Origin of the sequence: Streptomyces sp. NPDC007971, assembly GCF_042958635.1 — a bacterium.
Taxonomy (GTDB): domain Bacteria; phylum Actinomycetota; class Actinomycetes; order Streptomycetales; family Streptomycetaceae; genus Streptomyces.
On record NZ_JBIBJK010000002.1, the window covers coordinates 142,887 to 159,157 of the forward strand.

15 protein-coding genes and 1 riboswitch are annotated in these 16,271 nt (G+C 71.4%); of the genes, 8 read left to right on the plus strand and 7 right to left on the minus strand.

The annotated features are described in order from the left end of the window. The first annotated feature begins 34 nt into the window (after positions 1-34). Entirely contained in the window at positions 35-934 is a 900-nt protein-coding gene (locus tag ACFZCP_RS04415) for a sigma-70 family RNA polymerase sigma factor (protein WP_391424690.1), read from the plus strand. An 81-nt stretch (positions 935-1,015) separates the two neighbouring features. Here the strand turns inward: ACFZCP_RS04415 and ACFZCP_RS04420 are convergent, their stop codons facing one another. Continuing rightward, positions 1,016-1,474: a GNAT family N-acetyltransferase gene (locus tag ACFZCP_RS04420; RefSeq protein ID WP_391423947.1), complete on the minus strand. Its 459-nt coding sequence runs from the start codon at positions 1,472-1,474 to the stop codon at positions 1,016-1,018. A gap of 62 nt (positions 1,475-1,536) precedes the next feature. Further along, positions 1,537-2,055: a flavin reductase gene (locus tag ACFZCP_RS04425; protein ID WP_391423949.1), complete on the minus strand. Its 519-nt coding sequence runs from the start codon at positions 2,053-2,055 to the stop codon at positions 1,537-1,539. Positions 2,056-2,521: 466 nt separating this feature from the next. Here ACFZCP_RS04425 and cdgB point away from each other — a divergent pair, with 466 nt between their 5' ends. Both cdgB and ACFZCP_RS04435 read left to right on the plus strand, forming a co-directional pair. Further along, on the plus strand, positions 2,522-4,177 hold the full coding sequence (gene cdgB, locus ACFZCP_RS04430; RefSeq protein WP_362681522.1) for a diguanylate cyclase CdgB: 1,656 nt from the start codon (positions 2,522-2,524) through the stop codon (positions 4,175-4,177). A gap of 118 nt (positions 4,178-4,295) precedes the next feature. After that, positions 4,296-5,261, plus strand: coding sequence for a carbohydrate-binding protein (locus ACFZCP_RS04435; RefSeq protein WP_391423951.1), 966 nt, complete (start codon positions 4,296-4,298; stop codon positions 5,259-5,261). Between the two features lie 162 nt (positions 5,262-5,423). Here ACFZCP_RS04435 and ACFZCP_RS04440 read toward each other — a convergent pair whose 3' ends face one another. From ACFZCP_RS04440 to ACFZCP_RS04450, 3 genes are all read right to left on the minus strand, one after another. Beyond that, complete coding sequence (locus ACFZCP_RS04440) at positions 5,424-6,395, minus strand: hexose kinase (RefSeq protein WP_391423953.1); 972 nt, start codon at positions 6,393-6,395, stop codon at positions 5,424-5,426. A gap of 119 nt (positions 6,396-6,514) precedes the next feature. Then, positions 6,515-7,678 (minus strand): N-acetylglucosamine-6-phosphate deacetylase, encoded by a 1,164-nt coding sequence (gene nagA / locus ACFZCP_RS04445; protein WP_391424692.1) that lies wholly within the window; start codon positions 7,676-7,678, stop codon positions 6,515-6,517. A gap of 68 nt (positions 7,679-7,746) precedes the next feature. Next, positions 7,747-8,688 (minus strand): ROK family protein, encoded by a 942-nt coding sequence (locus ACFZCP_RS04450; RefSeq protein WP_391423954.1) that lies wholly within the window; start codon positions 8,686-8,688, stop codon positions 7,747-7,749. A 139-nt stretch (positions 8,689-8,827) separates the two neighbouring features. On the opposite strand from ACFZCP_RS04450, the gene ACFZCP_RS04455 reads away from it, so the two are divergent. From ACFZCP_RS04455 to otsB, 3 genes are all read left to right on the plus strand, one after another. After that, positions 8,828-10,078: an extracellular solute-binding protein gene (locus ACFZCP_RS04455; RefSeq protein WP_391423956.1), complete on the plus strand. Its 1,251-nt coding sequence runs from the start codon at positions 8,828-8,830 to the stop codon at positions 10,076-10,078. A 105-nt stretch (positions 10,079-10,183) separates the two neighbouring features. Continuing rightward, positions 10,184-10,408 carry a DUF3263 domain-containing protein gene (locus tag ACFZCP_RS04460; protein ID WP_391423957.1) on the plus strand — a complete coding sequence of 75 codons (225 nt, stop codon included), beginning with the start codon at positions 10,184-10,186 and terminating at the stop codon, positions 10,406-10,408. Positions 10,409-10,580: 172 nt separating this feature from the next. After that, positions 10,581-11,414: a trehalose-phosphatase gene (gene otsB / locus ACFZCP_RS04465; protein WP_391423959.1), complete on the plus strand. Its 834-nt coding sequence runs from the start codon at positions 10,581-10,583 to the stop codon at positions 11,412-11,414. Between the two features lie 88 nt (positions 11,415-11,502). On the opposite strand, the gene ACFZCP_RS04470 is transcribed toward otsB, so the two are convergent. Next, the gene (locus ACFZCP_RS04470; protein ID WP_391423960.1) at positions 11,503-12,936 is read right to left on the minus strand and encodes a trehalose-6-phosphate synthase; all 1,434 of its coding nucleotides are present in this window, start codon (positions 12,934-12,936) and stop codon (positions 11,503-11,505) included. Between the two features lie 86 nt (positions 12,937-13,022). Next, positions 13,023-13,994, minus strand: coding sequence for a glucosyl-3-phosphoglycerate synthase (locus tag ACFZCP_RS04475; protein ID WP_391423962.1), 972 nt, complete (start codon positions 13,992-13,994; stop codon positions 13,023-13,025). Between the two features lie 129 nt (positions 13,995-14,123). After that, a riboswitch (SAM riboswitch) is annotated at positions 14,124-14,265 on the plus strand. A 17-nt stretch (positions 14,266-14,282) separates the two neighbouring features. Here ACFZCP_RS04475 and thrC point away from each other — a divergent pair. Next, positions 14,283-15,566: a threonine synthase gene (gene thrC, locus ACFZCP_RS04480; RefSeq protein ID WP_391423964.1), complete on the plus strand. Its 1,284-nt coding sequence runs from the start codon at positions 14,283-14,285 to the stop codon at positions 15,564-15,566. Further along, positions 15,563-15,838 carry a MoaD/ThiS family protein gene (locus ACFZCP_RS04485; protein ID WP_391423966.1) on the plus strand — a complete coding sequence of 92 codons (276 nt, stop codon included), beginning with the start codon at positions 15,563-15,565 and terminating at the stop codon, positions 15,836-15,838. Before thrC ends, ACFZCP_RS04485 begins: the two co-directional genes overlap by 4 nt. Positions 15,839-16,271: the final 433 nt, after the last annotated feature.

Sequence of the window (16,271 nt, forward strand, 5' to 3'; positions counted from 1 at the left end):
AGGCGACCGAAGGACCGGCGACGGCGCACGGGACATGGGCCAGGGCGAGCGTGGCTTCGGCCAGGGCGAGCGCCGGGGCGGCAGTGGCCACTGCGGCGACACGGACTTTCTCGCCGAGCGGTTCGAGGCGCACCGGAGCCGTCTGCGGGCCGTCGCGCACCGCATGCTCGGGTCGGCCGCCGAGGCCGACGACGCCGTGCAGGAGGCCTGGTTCCGGCTCAGCCGCACCGATGCCCGGCAGGTGGAGAACCTCGGGGGCTGGCTGACGACCGTCGTCGGCCGGGTCTGCCTGGACATGCTCCGCTCCCGCCGCTCCCGTGGCGAGCAGCCGCTGGACAGCTGGAACCCGGCGCCGTCCCACGAGCCGGACCCCGCCCAGGACGCCCTGCTCGCGGACGCGGTCGGGGTCGCGCTCCTCGTCGTCCTCGACACCCTCACCCCGGCCGAGCGGCTCGCGTTCGTCCTGCACGACCTGTTCGCCGTGCCGTTCGAGGACATCGCCGGCGTCCTCGGCCGCAGCCCGGCCGCGGCTCGCCAGCTCGCCAGCCGGGCCCGCCGCCGGGTGCAGGGTGCGAAGGCCCCGGACACCGATCCGGCCCGGCAGCGCCGGATCGTCGACGCCTTCCTGGCCGCCGCGCGGGACGGTGACTTCGACGGGCTGCTGGCGGTACTCGACCCGGACGTGGTGGCCCGCAGCGAGGCCGGTGTGACCAGCGGCGCCTCGGCGGTCGCCGCGGGCGCGACGAACTACGCCGGCCTGGCCCGGGTCGCGCACCCGGCCCTGGTCGACGGTGCCGTCGGCCTGGTGGTCCTGGCCGCCGACGGCCGTCCCGAGCGCGCGCTGGCCTTCGCCTTCGTCCGCGACCGCATCGCCGTCATCGAGATCGTGACGGACCCGGCGCGGGTGTCCCGGCTGGGCATCGAGCGGGTATAGCGCGCCCGGCGGTCGGGCCGAGGGGCACGGCGATGCCCGACCCGGACGGAAGGCCGGTCGGAGAGCCGGGCGTGGGGCCGGTCACAGGTCCAGCAAACCCACCGTCTGGCCGCCGCTCGTCTCCCCGTTCGTGCGAAAGCCCAGGCGCCGGTAGAACTCCTCGGGGCCGTCCGCGCCCGGGTGCCAGGTGACGTAGAGCTCCTTGGTGCCCCGGCGGCGGAGCTCCGCCGCCACCGCGTCGACGGCGAAGCGGCCGTAACCCCTGCCCTGCTCCCCGGCGTCGATGTTCAGGCGCCACAGGCCGGAGCGGATCACGCTGCCGTCGAGGCGCCAGTCGATGTCGAGGAAGGCCATCAGGAAGCCGACCGGCCGGTCGTCGTCCATGATCAGACGAGGCCAGGCGACGCCGGCGGGGTGGACGTACGCCTCGGCGAGGGAATGCGAGACCGGCTCGACCGCGTGTTCCTGGTCGGGGCGGACGCGAAGGGCGAGGGCGGCTTCGAGATTGTGCGGGGTTATTTCTTCCAGACGGAGTGTCATCCGCGCACATTAAGCACCCTGTTCCCGGACCGGCCACGGAATTACGGACCCCGGCCGGCCGACTAGCCCAACTGCCGGTAACGGCCCCGGAAATACAGCAGAGGTCCGCCGTCCGCGCTCGGTACCCGGGCGGTCAGCACCCGGCCGATGACGAGGGTGTGGTCTCCCGCCGTCACCCGCTGCTCGGTGCGGCACTCCAGGGTGGCCAGCGCGCCGCCCATCAGAGGGGCGCCGGTGACCTCTCCGCGGACGTAGGGGAGGTCCTCGAAGAGCAGGCGGTCGCTGATGCGGCCCTTCATGGCGAAGCGTCCGGCGATGTGCCGCTGGCTCTCGGTGAGGACCGAGACCGCCCACAGCGGCTGTTCGTCGAGCAGGTCGTCCATGCGGGAGCCCTCGCGCAGGCTGACCAGCACCAGCGGCGGGTCCAGCGACACGGACAGGAAGGCGGTGGCGGTCATGCCGACGTCCTCGACACCCGGTGCGCCAGGGTCGTCCGGGTCCAGCGATGGTTCCTGCGCGGTGACCAGGACCACACCTGCGGCCAGCCGGGACATCGCGGCACGGAACTCGTCGTTGCTCACCCCCACAGCATGCCCGGAAGCGGCGGGGGTGGTGGGTGAGGGAGTCTTCAGCACGCCGGAAACGCTAATCTCCGCACGGCGCGCACCGCATCGGGCCTGAGCCCGAGCCGGGTCCTAGGTCCGCGGGACCAGGCGCGGGCCGGGCCGGGACCGGACAGGGGCTGCCCGGGACCGGCCGTGGGATCGTGGGCGGTTCGCGCACCACGTGGCCCGTAAAGCGGGTGTTCAGCAAACGCACAGGGAAAACGCAGAAACTCCACTCAATTGTTCATGTTCGTCTGTGACTTGAGTCACAAGGGGCAGGAATTGTTGACCCTGTGTACCGAGTGGGCAGCGCGCTGTGATTCAGTGGCTGGAAGCTGTAAGAGCACCGTAGGCGTACCACCGACAGCACCACCTGGCACCGCGTAAAGCAACGCCGAAGACAACCCTTGATTCGCTGCGAGGTCTCGGGGGGAGGGCGAGCATGGAGACCGAGTCGGAGCCGTATGTCCGTCTTGCGTCCCTGCGACAGCTGCACCAGGTCATGGCCGACATGAACACGGCACGCAGCCTGGCGGACACACTGCAGACCGTGGCCGACGGCGTCGTGAACGCCCTCGGGTACGAGATGGCCTGCGTCAACCTCGTACGCCCCGACGGCGATCTCGTCGTCGCCGCCTTCTCCGGCAACTCGGCCGCCGAGGCCCTGATCACCGGCCGGGTCGGCTCCCGCGACTCCTGGCTGCGCCGGCTGAACATGGGCGAGCAGTGGGGCGACCTGGTCTTCATACCGCACACCGAGGGCTGGGTGCTGGACGACGACGACGTCCCGCAGTGGTACACCGACGGGCCCGCGCCGCGCTTCGAGGACGAGTGGCACCCCTCCGACCGGCTCTTCGCGCCGATGTACACGCCGGGCGTGCAGGGCGGCTCCTCCGGCGAGCTGCTCGGCGTCATATCGGTCGACCGGCCGCGCAACGGCCGCCGCCCCGGCGCCTGGGGCCGCGAGGCCCTGCAGATGTACGCCTTCCAGGCCGCCATCGCGATCAGCAACGCGCGTCTACGTGCGAACATGCAGCGCGCCCTGGTCCGTCTCGAACGCGAGCAGCAGGCGCTGCGGGCCAGCGAGGAAAGCTTCAGGCAGGCCTTCGAGTACGCCCCCTCGGGCATGGCGATCGCCGAGATGGGCGGCGACCAGCACGGCCGGATCCTGCGCACCAACGACGCCCTGTGCCGCCTGCTGGGCCGCCCCGCCTCCGCGATGCGCCGCTACTCCTTCTCCGACCTCGTGCACCCCGAGGACATCGGCACGCTGCTGCGGACCTCCGCCGAGGGCGGGCGCGCGGAACTCCGCCTCGGCCGCCGCGACGGCAGCTACGTCTGGGTCAGCCTGCGCAACTCGGTCGTCGCCGACGCCGCCGACGGACCCCGCTTCCTGCTCACCCACGTCGAGGAGATCGAGGAGCGCAAGCGCCGCGAGCTGCAGCTCGCCCACCGCGCCTCCCACGACTCCCTGACCGGCCTGCCGAACTCCGCCGAGCTGCGCTCGCGCCTGTCGGCCCGCCTGTGCCGGCGCCAGGCCCAGCCCGGCGAGCTGGAGTCCCTGGACGCGGCCTACGGGCACCCCGCCTTCGACGCCCCCACCGCCCACGGCTTCGACTTCGCGCCGGAAGCGGAGGCGTACGACGGCTTCGACCACCACGTGCACACCGTCGCCCCCGAGGACGGTCACGACGACGGCGCCAAGGGGCTCGCGGTCCTCTTCTGCGACCTGGACGGCTTCAAGTCGATCAACGACCGGTTCGGCCACAACGCCGGCGACACGGTCCTGATCGAGGTCGCCCGGCGGCTGTCCCGGGGCGTACGCGACGGCGACACCGTCGCCCGGCTCGGCGGCGACGAGTTCGTGATCCTCGCCGACGGCCTCGGCAAGGCAGACGCCCAGGACCTGGCCGTACGCCTGCGCAACGAGATCATCCAGCCGATCCGCGCCGAGGGCCGGGCGGTCCGGGTGGGCGCCAGTTTCGGCATCGGCTGGGCACACTGCGGCATGACCGCGGACGAAGTGTTGAAGTCAGCCGACGAGCGGATGTACGTAGAGAAACGATCTCGTCCCAAACAACATCGACGCGCCGGGTGACCCGCAGGTCAGCGAGTTGATGCGGTCTGAGTCACCCGTTTGGACCAGCCAGAGCGGGTAGGCTCGCCATTCCAATCCTGTATCGCATCCGCCCGCACCTGTTGAGGAGTACCTAGGGATGACGCCCGGCGACAACGGCGCGAGCACGCCCGAGGACGACGACCCGTTCGGCTATCTGTACGCCGACGGGCAGGCCAGAGGAGCCCAGCCGCCGTCCGGTGGTTACGGCTACCCGAACTCGGTCAGCAGGAGCAGCAGGGTGCGCGCGGTCGGCGAGCGCCAGTACGGCCAGCAGCAGGCCCCTTACGGTCAGCAGCAGGCCGCGTACGGCCAGTCGCAGCCCACCGTCCCGCAGCAGCAGGGCGCCTACGGCCAGCCGAACGCCCACTACCAGGCCCCCGAGACCCTCCCCGGCGGCGCCCCGACCGGCCGCCGGCCCATGGCGCCCGCCGGCGGCCGCGGCCCGAACACCAAGGGCCTGCTGATCGGCGCGATCGCGGTGGTGGCCGCGGTCGTCATAGGCATCGGCGTGGCGGTGCTCAACGGGGACGACGGCAAGAAGACCGGCAACCAGGCGGGCAGCACCCCGACCCAGTCCCAGAGCAGCGGGCCGAGCCCGTCGGGGAGCAGCTCGGCGGCGTCGGGGGAGCTGCCGAAGGTCGACGCGGCGGACGGCTCCGTACAACTGGCGGGCGGGGCGACGAAGGCCTCGGACGTCAAGGGCGCGAAAGCGGCCGGGGGCACCTACGTGAGTGTGAACCAGGTCGGCTCCTCGGTCACCTGGACCGCGAACGTCCCCGAGGCCGGTGCTTACACCCTCTTCGCGAATTACAGCGTCCCTGGCCAGGACCAGTCGATGACGGTCACCGTCAACGGCAAGACGTTCGGCAGCAAGTTCGGGCTGGACAACTACGCGCGCGCTGCCGACGGCGACTTCACCAAGGGCTGGACCACCAGCTACGTGTGGCCCGATCTGAACGAGGGCTCCAACACGATCTCCATCTCCTGCCAGTCCGGTGACAAGTGCAACGTCCTGCTGGACCAGCTCTGGCTGAAGAAGGGCCACGTGAAGCGGGACAGCTAGGCCGCGCTGACTCCACCCTTGACGCGGAGCCATGCGGTTGAAGTGGGCCGCCGGAAGAATGTGTTCCGGCGGCCTCTGGTTTGTGCCTAGCCCATGCGGCCGACATCGACGCACATGGCGGCCACCACTGCAGCCACGCAAAGCGGCATGAGTCGCAACAGCCTACCTACGACGGGCCGAGTCCTGAGGGTGGCTTTGCGCCAAGCCGGGCTGCGTTGACCACCCGGTCACCACCACGCGCCCGAGCAGCTCCTCGTACGACTCCCTGTCGAACTCGCCTGCGGCGGCGGCCCGTACCGTCGCCGTCGACAGGGCCACCGCCCGTGACAGGCGGTCCTGCCAAGGGAGTTGCTCCACCAGCCCCGACAGCAGGCCCGCCACCGCCGAGTCGCCCGCGCCGGTCGGGTTGCCGTGGACTCGGGACGGTGGGGTGGCGCGCCAGCGGCCCTCGGGGGTGGCGGCCAGGAGGCCCTCCGGGCCGAGGGAGGCGACGACCGTGGCGGCGCCCCGGCGGCGGGCGTCCTGGGTAGCGCGTAGGGGCTCGTGGGAGCCGGTGAGTTCGGCCAGTTCGTCGGCGTTGGGCTTGATGATGTCGGGGCGGGCGGCGACTCCACGGCGCAGGGGTTCGCCGCTGGTGTCCAGGAGGACGGGCACGCCGCGGGTGCGTGCGGCTCGTACGAGGCCCGCGTACGCGCCGACCGGAACGCCCGGCGGCAGGCTGCCGGACAGGGCCACCGCCGAGGCGGAGGGCAGCAGTTCCTCGTACCGGTCCAGGAAGTTGCCCCACTCGGTGGGGGTGATCTGCGGGCCCGGCTCGTTCAACTGGGTCGTGTCGCCGGTCAGTTCGTCGACGACTGCGATCGTGCGCCGGCTCGCCCCGGTGACCGGTACCAGCGCGTCCGTCACGCCGGGTGTGTCCGCCAGCCGGTCCCGTATCGCGTGGCCGGTCGCGCCGCCCGCGAACCCGGTGGCCGTCACCTCGTGACCGAGGGCGGCCAGCACGCGGGCCACGTTCACGCCCTTGCCGCCCGCGCGCTCGATGACCTCCGAGACGCGGTGCGACGTGTGCGGCCGCAGGGACCGGACGCGATAGGTGATGTCGAGAGCGGTGTTCAGTGTGACCGTGAGGATCACCCGGGACGACCTCCCTCGAAGTCTGTACGTCATCGGTGACCGGGGCCCCGATCATGCCAAAGAGACGGCGGTCGGCCCAGTGCGGGGACCGGCCGCCGTCCGGCGAAGGGAGGTACGGATCAGGGCAGTTGGGGCGCAACCACCCATTCACCCTGGCGCATCACGCCCTTGAGGTCGAAGTTCTCGTCCAGCAGGACCAGGTCGGCGTCCTTGCCGGGCTCCAGGGAACCGATGCGGCCGAAGAGGCCGAGCAGACGGGCCGGGTTGGCCGAGAGGGCCGCGACCGCGTCCTCGACCGCCAGCCTGTCGACGGTCACCGCCCGCTTGAACGCGCGGTCCAGGGTGAGCGTGGAGCCCGCGATCGAGCCGCCCTCCACCAGCCGGGCGACGCCCTCGCTGACCTCGACCTCCAGCGGTCCGAGCATGTAGCGGCCGTCGCCGATGCCGGCCGCGTCCATCGCGTCGGTGATGAACGCGACCCGGGAGGCGCCCGCGTGATGGAAGGCCAGTTCCAGGGCCGCGGGGTGGAGGTGGGTGCCGTCGTTGATCAGCTCGACCGTCACCCGCTCGTCCTCCAGCAGGGCGGCGATCGGGCCGGGGGAGCGGTGGCCGAGGGTGGGCATCGCGTTGAAGAGGTGGGTGGCGACCGTGGCGCCCGCGTCGATGGCCTCGACGGTCTGCTCGTAGGTGGCGTCCGTGTGGCCGATGGCGGCGATCACGCCGTGCTCCGCGAGCAGCCGTACGGAGTCGATGCCGCCCGGCAGCTCGGTGGCGAGGGTGACCATCTTCGCCTTGCCGCGGGCCGCGTCGATCAGCTTGCGCACCTCGGCCGGCTCCGGGTCGCGCAGCAACTCCTCGGAGTGCGCACCCTTGCGGCACGGGGAGATGAACGGCCCCTCGAAGTGGATCCCGGCGATGTCGCCCTGCTCGGCCAGCTCGCTCAGCAGCCCGGCCTGCCGCACCAGCAGGTCCATCTCGTCGGTGACGGTGGAGGCGACCAGCGTGGTGGTGCCGTGCAGCCGGTGGGTGCGGACGGCCTTCAGGATGTCGTCCGCGGTGCCGGAGAAGGAGGCTCCGCCGCCGCCGTGGTTGTGGATGTCGACGAAGCCCGGGACCACCCAGTGGCCCGTTACATCGATGACCTGGGCGTTTGCGGGGGCTGTGCCGGTGATGCGGGTGCCGTCGACGATCACCTGGCCCTCTTTGACCGTTCCGGTGGGGAGGACCACGTCGGCGCCGGACAGCACGAGGGGGGTTGCGGCCGTCGCGGGCTGAGGGTGCATCGTGCCCGGTCGCGCCCACGCGGCGGAGCCGCATGTCGAGGCGTCCCGCGCCCCTGGGTCGGCTGCCATCAGGGGGTTACCTCCGTACGGTCGGTGTGGTTGAGGAGATCCCGGGCGAGGAGCCCCGCGCCCAGGCAGCCGGCGGTGTCGCCCAGGGCCGCCGGGACGATGGACGGCAGTTTCTGGAAGGTGACCCGCTGCCGGACGGCGTCCCGCAGCGGCTGGAACAACACTTCCCCCGCCTCGGCCAGGCCGCCACCGATGATCAGCGTGCGCGGGTCCAGCAGGGTGAGCGCGGTGACGAGCCCGTCGGCGAGCGCGTCCACCGCCTCCTGCCAGATCCGGACGGCGTCCGGGTCGCCGGACGCGACGGCCTTCGCGCAGTCGGCCGCGTCCGCCTCGGGGTCCTTGCAGGCCGCCGCCCAGGCCTCGCTGACCGCGGACGCGGAGGCGTACCGCTCCAGACAGCCGCGCTGCCCGCACGGGCAGGGAGTGCCCGAGGGGCGTACGACGACATGGCCGATCTCGCCCGCGAACCCGTGCGCGCCCCCTTCCACCCGCCCGTCCAGGCCGATGGCGCCGGCGATACCGGTGCCGAGCGGCACGAACAGGAACCGGTCGGTGCCCTTGCCCGCCCCGATCCGCCCTTCGGCGAGTCCGCCGGTGCGCACGTCGTGGCCGAGTGCCACGGGTACGCCGAGCCGCTCGGCGAGCAGGTCGCGCAGGGGGACGTCCCGCCAGCCGAGGTTGGCCGCGTAGACGGCGATGCCGCGCTCCTCGTCGACGATGCCGGGGACCGCGAGACCGGCCGCGGCGGCCGCCTCGCCGTAGTGCTCCACGCCGTACGCGCGCAGCTCGGCGGCGAAGCCGAGGATGGTCTCGATCACCGCGTCGGGCCCGCGCTCGCGGTCGGTCGCGCGGCGGGCGCGGTGCAGCAGGGCGCCGTCGTCGCCGACGAGGGCGGCCTTCATCCCGGTACCGCCCACGTCCAGGGCGATGACATGTCTCACGGGGGACAGTGTGGCCCCCGGACCCACGAGAGGTCTAGTCCACTCACGTGGTGTAGACCTTATGGGTCCATATATTGAACGGTCAGACAGCAGGGTTGGGGCTTTGACAGTGCGTCGGCGTACGGCAGGAACGATCGCGGTGGTGTCCGCACTGGGCATGACGGCGGTCCTGGGCGGCTGCGGGAGCACGGGGTCCTCCGACGTGACCCTGAAGCTGGTCGCGGCCGACTACGGCGACTCCGCCGCGAACAGCACACAGAAGTACTGGGACAAGCTGGCCAAGGCCTACGAGGCCAAGCACTCCGGCGTGAAGGTCGAGGTCAGCGTCTACTCCTGGAACGACGTCGACCGCAAGGTCAAGGAGATGGTCGACGCCGGCCACGCCCCCGACCTGGCCCAGATCGGCGCCTACGCCGACTACGCGGCCGCGGGCAAGCTCTACCAGGCCTCCGACCTGCTCTCCATCCGCACCCAGGCCGACTTCCTCTCCTCGCTCGTCGACGCGGGCGAGTGGAAGCACGTCCAGTACGGCATTCCGTTCGGCGCCTCCACCCGGGTGCTCTTCTACAACAAGACGCTGTTCGCCAGGGCCGGCATCACCCCGCCCACCACCTGGAGCGAACTGGCCGCCGACGCGAAGGCGCTCAAGGACAAGGGCGTGAAGTACCCCGTCGCGCTGCCGCTCGGTCCCGAGGAGGCGCAGGCCGAGACCATGCAGTGGCTGCTGAGCGGCGGCAACGGCTACACCGACGACATCGGCACCTACACCATCGACTCGGCGCAGAACGTCCAGACCTTCACCTGGCTCAAGGACGAGCTGGTCGACAAGGGCCTGACCGGTCCCGTCGCACCCGGCAAGCTCAACCGCGCGGACGCCTTCGCCGCCTTCGCCGACGGCCAGGTCGGCATGCTCAACGGGCATCCCACGCTGATCCAGCAGGCCGGGAAGAAGGGCGTGCAGTTCGGCATGGTCCCGATGCCCGGCCGCACCGGCAAGGCCAAGGCCTCCATGGGCGTCGCCGACTGGATGATGGGGTTCAAGCAGAACGGGCACGCGCAGCAGATCGGCGACTTCCTCGACTTCGTCTACGAGCAGAAGAACGTCCTCGCCTTCTCCCGCGAGTACGGGCTGCTGCCGGTCACCGGTTCCGCGTCCAACGTCATGAGCGCCTCGGACGCGGCTCCGGACAAGGATCTGCACGCCTTCCTCGACCAGCTGCCGACCTCCGAGCTGTACCCGGTCGGCAAGACCTCCTGGGCGGCGGTCAGCGCGGCCGTGAAGAAGGACATCGGCCAGGCGGTCGCCCCCGACGGCAGCCCCGCCGGCGTCCTCGCCCGCCTCCAGGCGTCCGCGGCGACGGCCGACAGCGGCGCGTCCTCCACCGGCTGACCCGAAACGCCCCGACCGCCGAAACGCCCCGACCGCTGAAACGGGCGGGGTGGGCCAGCCGCCGGAGCGCGCCGGTTGTCGGTGCCCGGCGTTACGGTTGCGCACATGGAACTGGGCAGCCGTGAACAGGCCATCCTCGCGCTGGAGCGGCGGGCCTTCCCCGGACCCGGCGCGAAGGAGCGTGCGATACGCGAGGAGCTGGGCCTGGCGCCGGTGCGCTACTACCAGCTCCTGAACGCGCTCCTGGACGACGCAAGGGCACTGGCCCTGGACCCGGTGACCGTGAACCGCCTGCGCCGTGTCCGCGAGACCCGCCGCTCCGACCGCTGAGGGGGGCGGCCGAGTCGGCGGGGGCGAGCGTCGGGCCGGGGTCGGCCGGGGTGTCTGGGCCTGGTGTGGGAGCCGAGCGAGTCGGGTGGGTGGGTGGGAAAGCGGGGTTCAGGGGCGGAGCCCCTGGCCGAGCCCAGGAGTGACCGCGGCCCACGCTGGATAGTGTCGCTGTATGACCCCTCTGCCGAATCCGGCGACCCAGGCCGGACGGGACGGACTCCAGGCGCTGCTCACCGAGCCGTGCACCGCAGTGATCGGCCTCGACTTCGACGGCACGCTGGCCCCGATCGTCGCCGACCCCGAGCAGGCCCGCGCCCACCCGGACGCCGTCCCCGCGCTCGCCGCCCTCGCCCCCAAGGTCGCCTCCGTCGCCGTGATCACCGGCAGGCCCGCCGCCGTCGCGGTCCGCAACGGCGGCTTCGCGGGCGTCCCCGGCCTGGAGCACCTCGTCGTCCTCGGCCACTACGGCGCCGAGCGCTGGGATGCCGCGACCGGCACGGTCACCGCACCTGAGCCGCACCCCGGGGTGGCCGCGGTCCGCGCCGAGCTGCCGGGGCTCCTGGACCGCGTCGGCGCCTGGCACGGCGCATGGATCGAGGAGAAGGGCAGGGCGATCGCCGTCCACACCCGCCGTGCGGACGACCCGCAGGCCGCCTTCGAGGCCCTGCGCGAACCTCTCGCCGACCTGGCCACCCGGCACGGCCTGATCGTCGAGCCCGGCCGGCTGGTCCTCGAACTGCGCCCGCCCGGCATGGACAAGGGCGTCGCCTTCCTCGACCACGTCCGCACCACCGGCGCCGGGTCCGTCCTCTACGCCGGCGACGACCTCGGCGACCTCCCCGCCTACGCGGCCGTGGACAAGCTCCGCTCCGACGGCACCCCCGGCCTCCTGGTCTGCAGCGGCAGCACGGAGGTCACGGAGCTGGCGGAACGCGCGGACGTGGTGACGCAGGGCCCCGAGGGAGTCGTGGCCCTGCTCCGGACCCTGGCTGCACACATGCCCTGATCACTGGGCGTTGCACCCAGTACCGGACACGGCCCCGGCACCGCGTACGCACCGCGCACGCACCGCTTACCGTGCGCGGCTCGTCGGCTCAGGGCTGGGTGTCGAGTGCCCCCAGCTGATCCAGGAACCACTGTGCGGGTGGCAGTGCGGTAGCGGCCGCGGCCAGCCTCTTCGACCGTTCGGCCCGCTCGCCCGCCGCCATGTTCAGCGCAGCGTGCAACGCATCGGCCGTGCCCCCGATGTCGTACGGGTTCACCACGATCGCGTCCTCGCCCAGCTCCTCGTACGCCCCGGCCTCCCGCGACAGCACCAGCGCGCAGCCCTCGTCCGAGACGACCGGCACTTCCTTGGCGACCAGGTTCATGCCGTCCCGGATCGGGTTGACCAGCGCCACGTCCGCGAGCCGGTACGCGGCCAGGGAGCGCGCGAAGTCGTCCTTGACGTGCAGCACGACCGGCGTCCACCCCGGCGTGCCGTAGCGCGCGTTGATCTCCTCGGCCACCCGCTGCACCTCGGCCGTGTACGCGCGGTAGACGGCGAGGTCCTGCCGGGACGGGTAGGCGAAGGCGAGGTGGACGACCCGCTCGCGCCACTCGGGGTGGTCCTCCAGCAGCTGCCGGTAGGCCAGCAGGCCCCGCACGATGTTCTTGGACAGCTCGGTGCGGTCCACCCGGACGACGGTCCGGCGCCCCTCGCCGATCTCCTCCCGCAGCGCGGCCATCCGTTCGGTCACGTCCGTGCGGTGCGCGCGCTCCCGCAGGAAGTCCGCGTCGGCGCCGAGCCCGTGCACCCCGATGCGGGTCCCGGAGGGGATGCCCGGCCCCAGGACCGCGTGACAGCAGTCGGTGAAGGCGTCCGCCCACCGCCGGGTCAGGAACGCCGCCCGGTCCGCGCCCAGGATGCCGGTCAGCAGCTCGGCCGCGATGTCGTCGGGCAGGAGGCGGAAGTAGTCCGGCGGGGCCCAGGGGGTGTGCGAGAAGTGACCGATGCGCAGGTCGGGGCGGAGCCGGCGGAGCATCCGGGGGGCGAGTGCCAGGTGGTAGTCCTGGATCAGTACCGCCGCGCCGTCCGCGGCCTCCTCGGCCAGCGCCTCGGCGAAGGCCCGGTTGTAGGCCTCGTACGACGCCCACTGCCGCCGGAACTCCGTGTCGAAGACGGGCTCCAGCGGGGTCTGGTACAGCATGTGGTGGACGAACCACAGCACCGAGTTGGCGATGCCGTTGTACGCGTCGGCGAACACCGCCGCGTCGATGTCGAGCATGCGCACCCGCTGTCCGCCGGTCTCCTCGGCCGGCAGCAGTGCGCCGTCCGCACGGTGCACCGCCGCGCGGTCGCCGTCGCCCAGCGCGGCGCACACCCATACCGCGTTGGTGTCCGGCCCGATGGCCGACAGACCCGAGACCAGTCCGCCGCCGCCCCGTTTGGCGCGCAGCGAGCCGGCTCCGTCGTCGGGGAGGATCTCGTACGAAACCGGGCCGCGGTTGGACGCGACCAGCACCTCAGCACCATGGGTGGAAGCCATACGCCTCAACCTAGCCCGGCCCCGAAACGCTCAAACGTACGGTCTGCCCCGGAAGGGGGCTGTATACAGCCGTTCTCGTGCGCCCCTCAGGCGACACGGCGGGCCGCGTACTCCGCGATCTCGGCCATCGGCGGCCGCTCCTCGGTGTCCACCGGATAGGTGCGTGGCTCGAAACCGTCCTCGCCCCGCTCGAACTGGGTGAGGGCGGGCCGCACGAGGTGGCCGCGGGCCAGCCGCAGCTGGGCCGTGCGGTAGATCGCCGCGGCCATCCGGCCCAGGGCCTGTCCGTCCTGGTGGCGGTGGAGGCGCACACCGACGTCGACCTGCGCGAGGGCGTCCAGGCCGGCCAGGTGCAGCGCGTCCACGAGCATGCCCAGCTCCACGCCGTAGCCCACCGGGAACGGCAGCTGTTCCAGCAGGGAGCGGCGGGCCGCGTACTCGCCGCCGAGCGGCTGGACGAATCCGGCCAGCTGCGGCCAGTGCATGTTCAGCAGCGGGCGGGCCATCAGCTCGGTCACCCGGCCGCCCTGCTCCGCCGTCCTGCCGGTGGCGGGCGCGTCCGGCCCGGTGCCGAGCGGGCGGTCGTACATGGCCTTGACCAGGTCGACGTCCGGCTCGGTGAGCAGCGGGCCGACTATCCCCGAGACGAAGTCGGAGGAGAACTCCCTCAGGTCGGCGTCGATGAAGCAGACGATGTCCCCGCCGGTCACCAGCAGGGAGCGCCACAGCACCTCACCCTTTCCGGGGACGGCCGGAATGCGGGGGAGGATGTCGTCGCGGTGGACGACCCGGGCGCCCGCGGCGGCGGCGACCTCGGAGGTGCGGTCGGTGGACCCGGAGTCGACGACGACGATCTCGTCGACCAGGGGGGCCTGCCGCATGAGGTCGTGGCGGATGACGGTGACGATGTCGCCGACCGTCTCCTCCTCGTTGAGCGCGGGCAGCACGACGGAGACCGACTGGCCGGTGCGCTGCTTGGCCGCCAGGATCTGATGGAGCGGGCGGTCGGTCACGGACCAGGAGCGGGTGGCCAGCCAGCGCTCGACTTCTTCCAGCACAGTCAGCGGCTCCTCACGTTGTCTCGCGGTTCGGACGACTATCTCAACTGTCCTGGCCTTCGGTTACAGTCTTGAGCAACGCCGATGACCATCGCATGTCGGAGGTCGCGCGCGTTGACAACCGAATACCGCTCATCCAGAGGGGCAGAGGGAAACGGCCCGATGAAGCCCCGGCAACCCTCCAGTCGGTTCTCGTTCTCCAGCGAGGCTCCCGGCTAGGGAAGGTGCCAAATCCGTCTCACGGCGAGATGCGTCGTGAGGAAGATGAGGAGAAAGGGCCTCGCCTCCATGGCTGTGCAGACTGTTGCAAGCACCTCCACGTCCACCGTAGACCTCGGTCCCGCCGCTGCGCTGAGCTGCCGCGAATGCGGTCACCGCGTACCGCTCGGTCCGCTGTTCGCCTGCGAGGAGTGTTTCGGCCCGCTGGAGATCGCCTACGACTTCTCCGCCTACGACACCGAAGAGCTGCGCAGGCGGATCGAGGCCGGACCGGCGAACATCTGGCGGTACGCCCCGCTGCTGCCCGTCCCTGCGGACGTGGCGGACAAGCCCAACATCAACCCGGGCTGGACCAAGCTCGTCAAGGCCGACAATCTCGCGCGTGAGCTGGGCGTCACCGGCGGTCTGTACGTCAAGGACGACTCCGGGAACCCGACGCACTCCTTCAAGGACCGGGTGGTGGCCCAGGCGCTGGAGGCCGCGCGTGCCTTCGGCTTCACCACGCTCTCCTGCTCCTCCACGGGCAACCTGGCCGGTGCCGTCGGCGCCGCGGCCGCCCGGGCCGGCTTCCGCTCCTGCGTGTTCATCCCGCACGACCTGGAGCAGGGCAAGATCGTCATGGCCGCGGTCTACGGCGGCGAACTGGTCGGCATCGAGGGCAACTACGACGACGTGAACCGGTTCTGCTCCGAGCTGATCGGCGACTCGGCCGGCGAGGGCTGGGGCTTCGTCAACGTGAACCTGCGGCCCTACTACGCGGAGGGGTCGAAGACCCTGGCGTACGAGATCTGTGAGCAGCTCGGCTGGCGGCTCCCGGACCAGATCGTGGTCCCGATCGCCTCCGGCTCCCAGCTGACGAAGATCGACAAGGGCCTGCAGGAGCTGATCAAGCTCGGCCTGGTCGAGGACCGGCCGTACAGGATCTTCGGCGCGCAGGCCGAGGGCTGCTCGCCGGTCTCCGCGGCCTTCAAGGCCGGCCACGACGTGGTCCGCCCGCAGAAGCCGAACACCATCGCCAAGTCCCTCGCCATCGGCAACCCGGCCGACGGGCCGTACGTCCTGGACATCGCGCGCCGCACGGGCGGTGCGGTCGAGGACGTGACCGACGCGCAGGTCGTGGACGCGATCAAGCTGCTGGCCCGGACCGAGGGCATCTTCGCGGAGACGGCCGGCGGCGTGACCGTGGGCGTGACGAAGAAGCTGATCGACAACGGCGTCCTGGACCCGTCGCTCACCACGGTCGTCCTCAACACCGGCGACGGCCTCAAGACCCTCGACGCGGTGGCCGGCACGGGTCTCACCGCCACCATCCGCCCGACCCTGGACTCCTTCCGAGAGGCTGGCCTCGCATGAGCGTGACCGTTCGCATCCCCACCATCCTGCGCACCTACACCGGCGGGCAGGCCGAGGTCGCCGCCCAGGGCGCGAACCTCGCCGAGGTCATCGAGGACCTGGAGAAGAACCACACCGGTATCGCCGCCCGGGTCCTGGACGACCAGGGCAAGCTCCGCCGTTTCGTCAATGTGTACGTCAATGACGACGACGTGCGCTTTGAGCAGGGCCTTCAGACGGTGACCCCGGACGGTGCGGGTGTCTCCATCATTCCGGCGGTCGCGGGAGGCTGACCGAATGACTGATCATTACCTTCGGTAACCGCTGTTACTGATTGTTCATCGAATGGCCCCCTCCGTGAGAGAAACGGAGGGGGCCATTCAGTGTGATTGAGCGCGGTACAGTTGGGGAACGCGCTCCGGATCTGCGGGTCACGGGCCCCGGATTTCACACCGCACGCCCGACAAGAAGTAGCCAAAGTAAGCGGGCATTGTGCGGCTTTTGTTCCATTTTGTACGGCCCGAGTTGCCCTGAATTCAGCCGATTTTTTGGCAGATTCCGGACCGGGCTCGTCCAGAATTCTCGTCCGATTGACCTGTTGCAGACGGCAGTTGGACAGATACATTCAGCCGCGGTCGACGCGTTCCGGCGCACGCCCCCGACCAATGGGGGGTGAGGTCTGACCCGGGTCCGCGAAGTGCGGATCTGTGCAAGGGCCAGTAATAG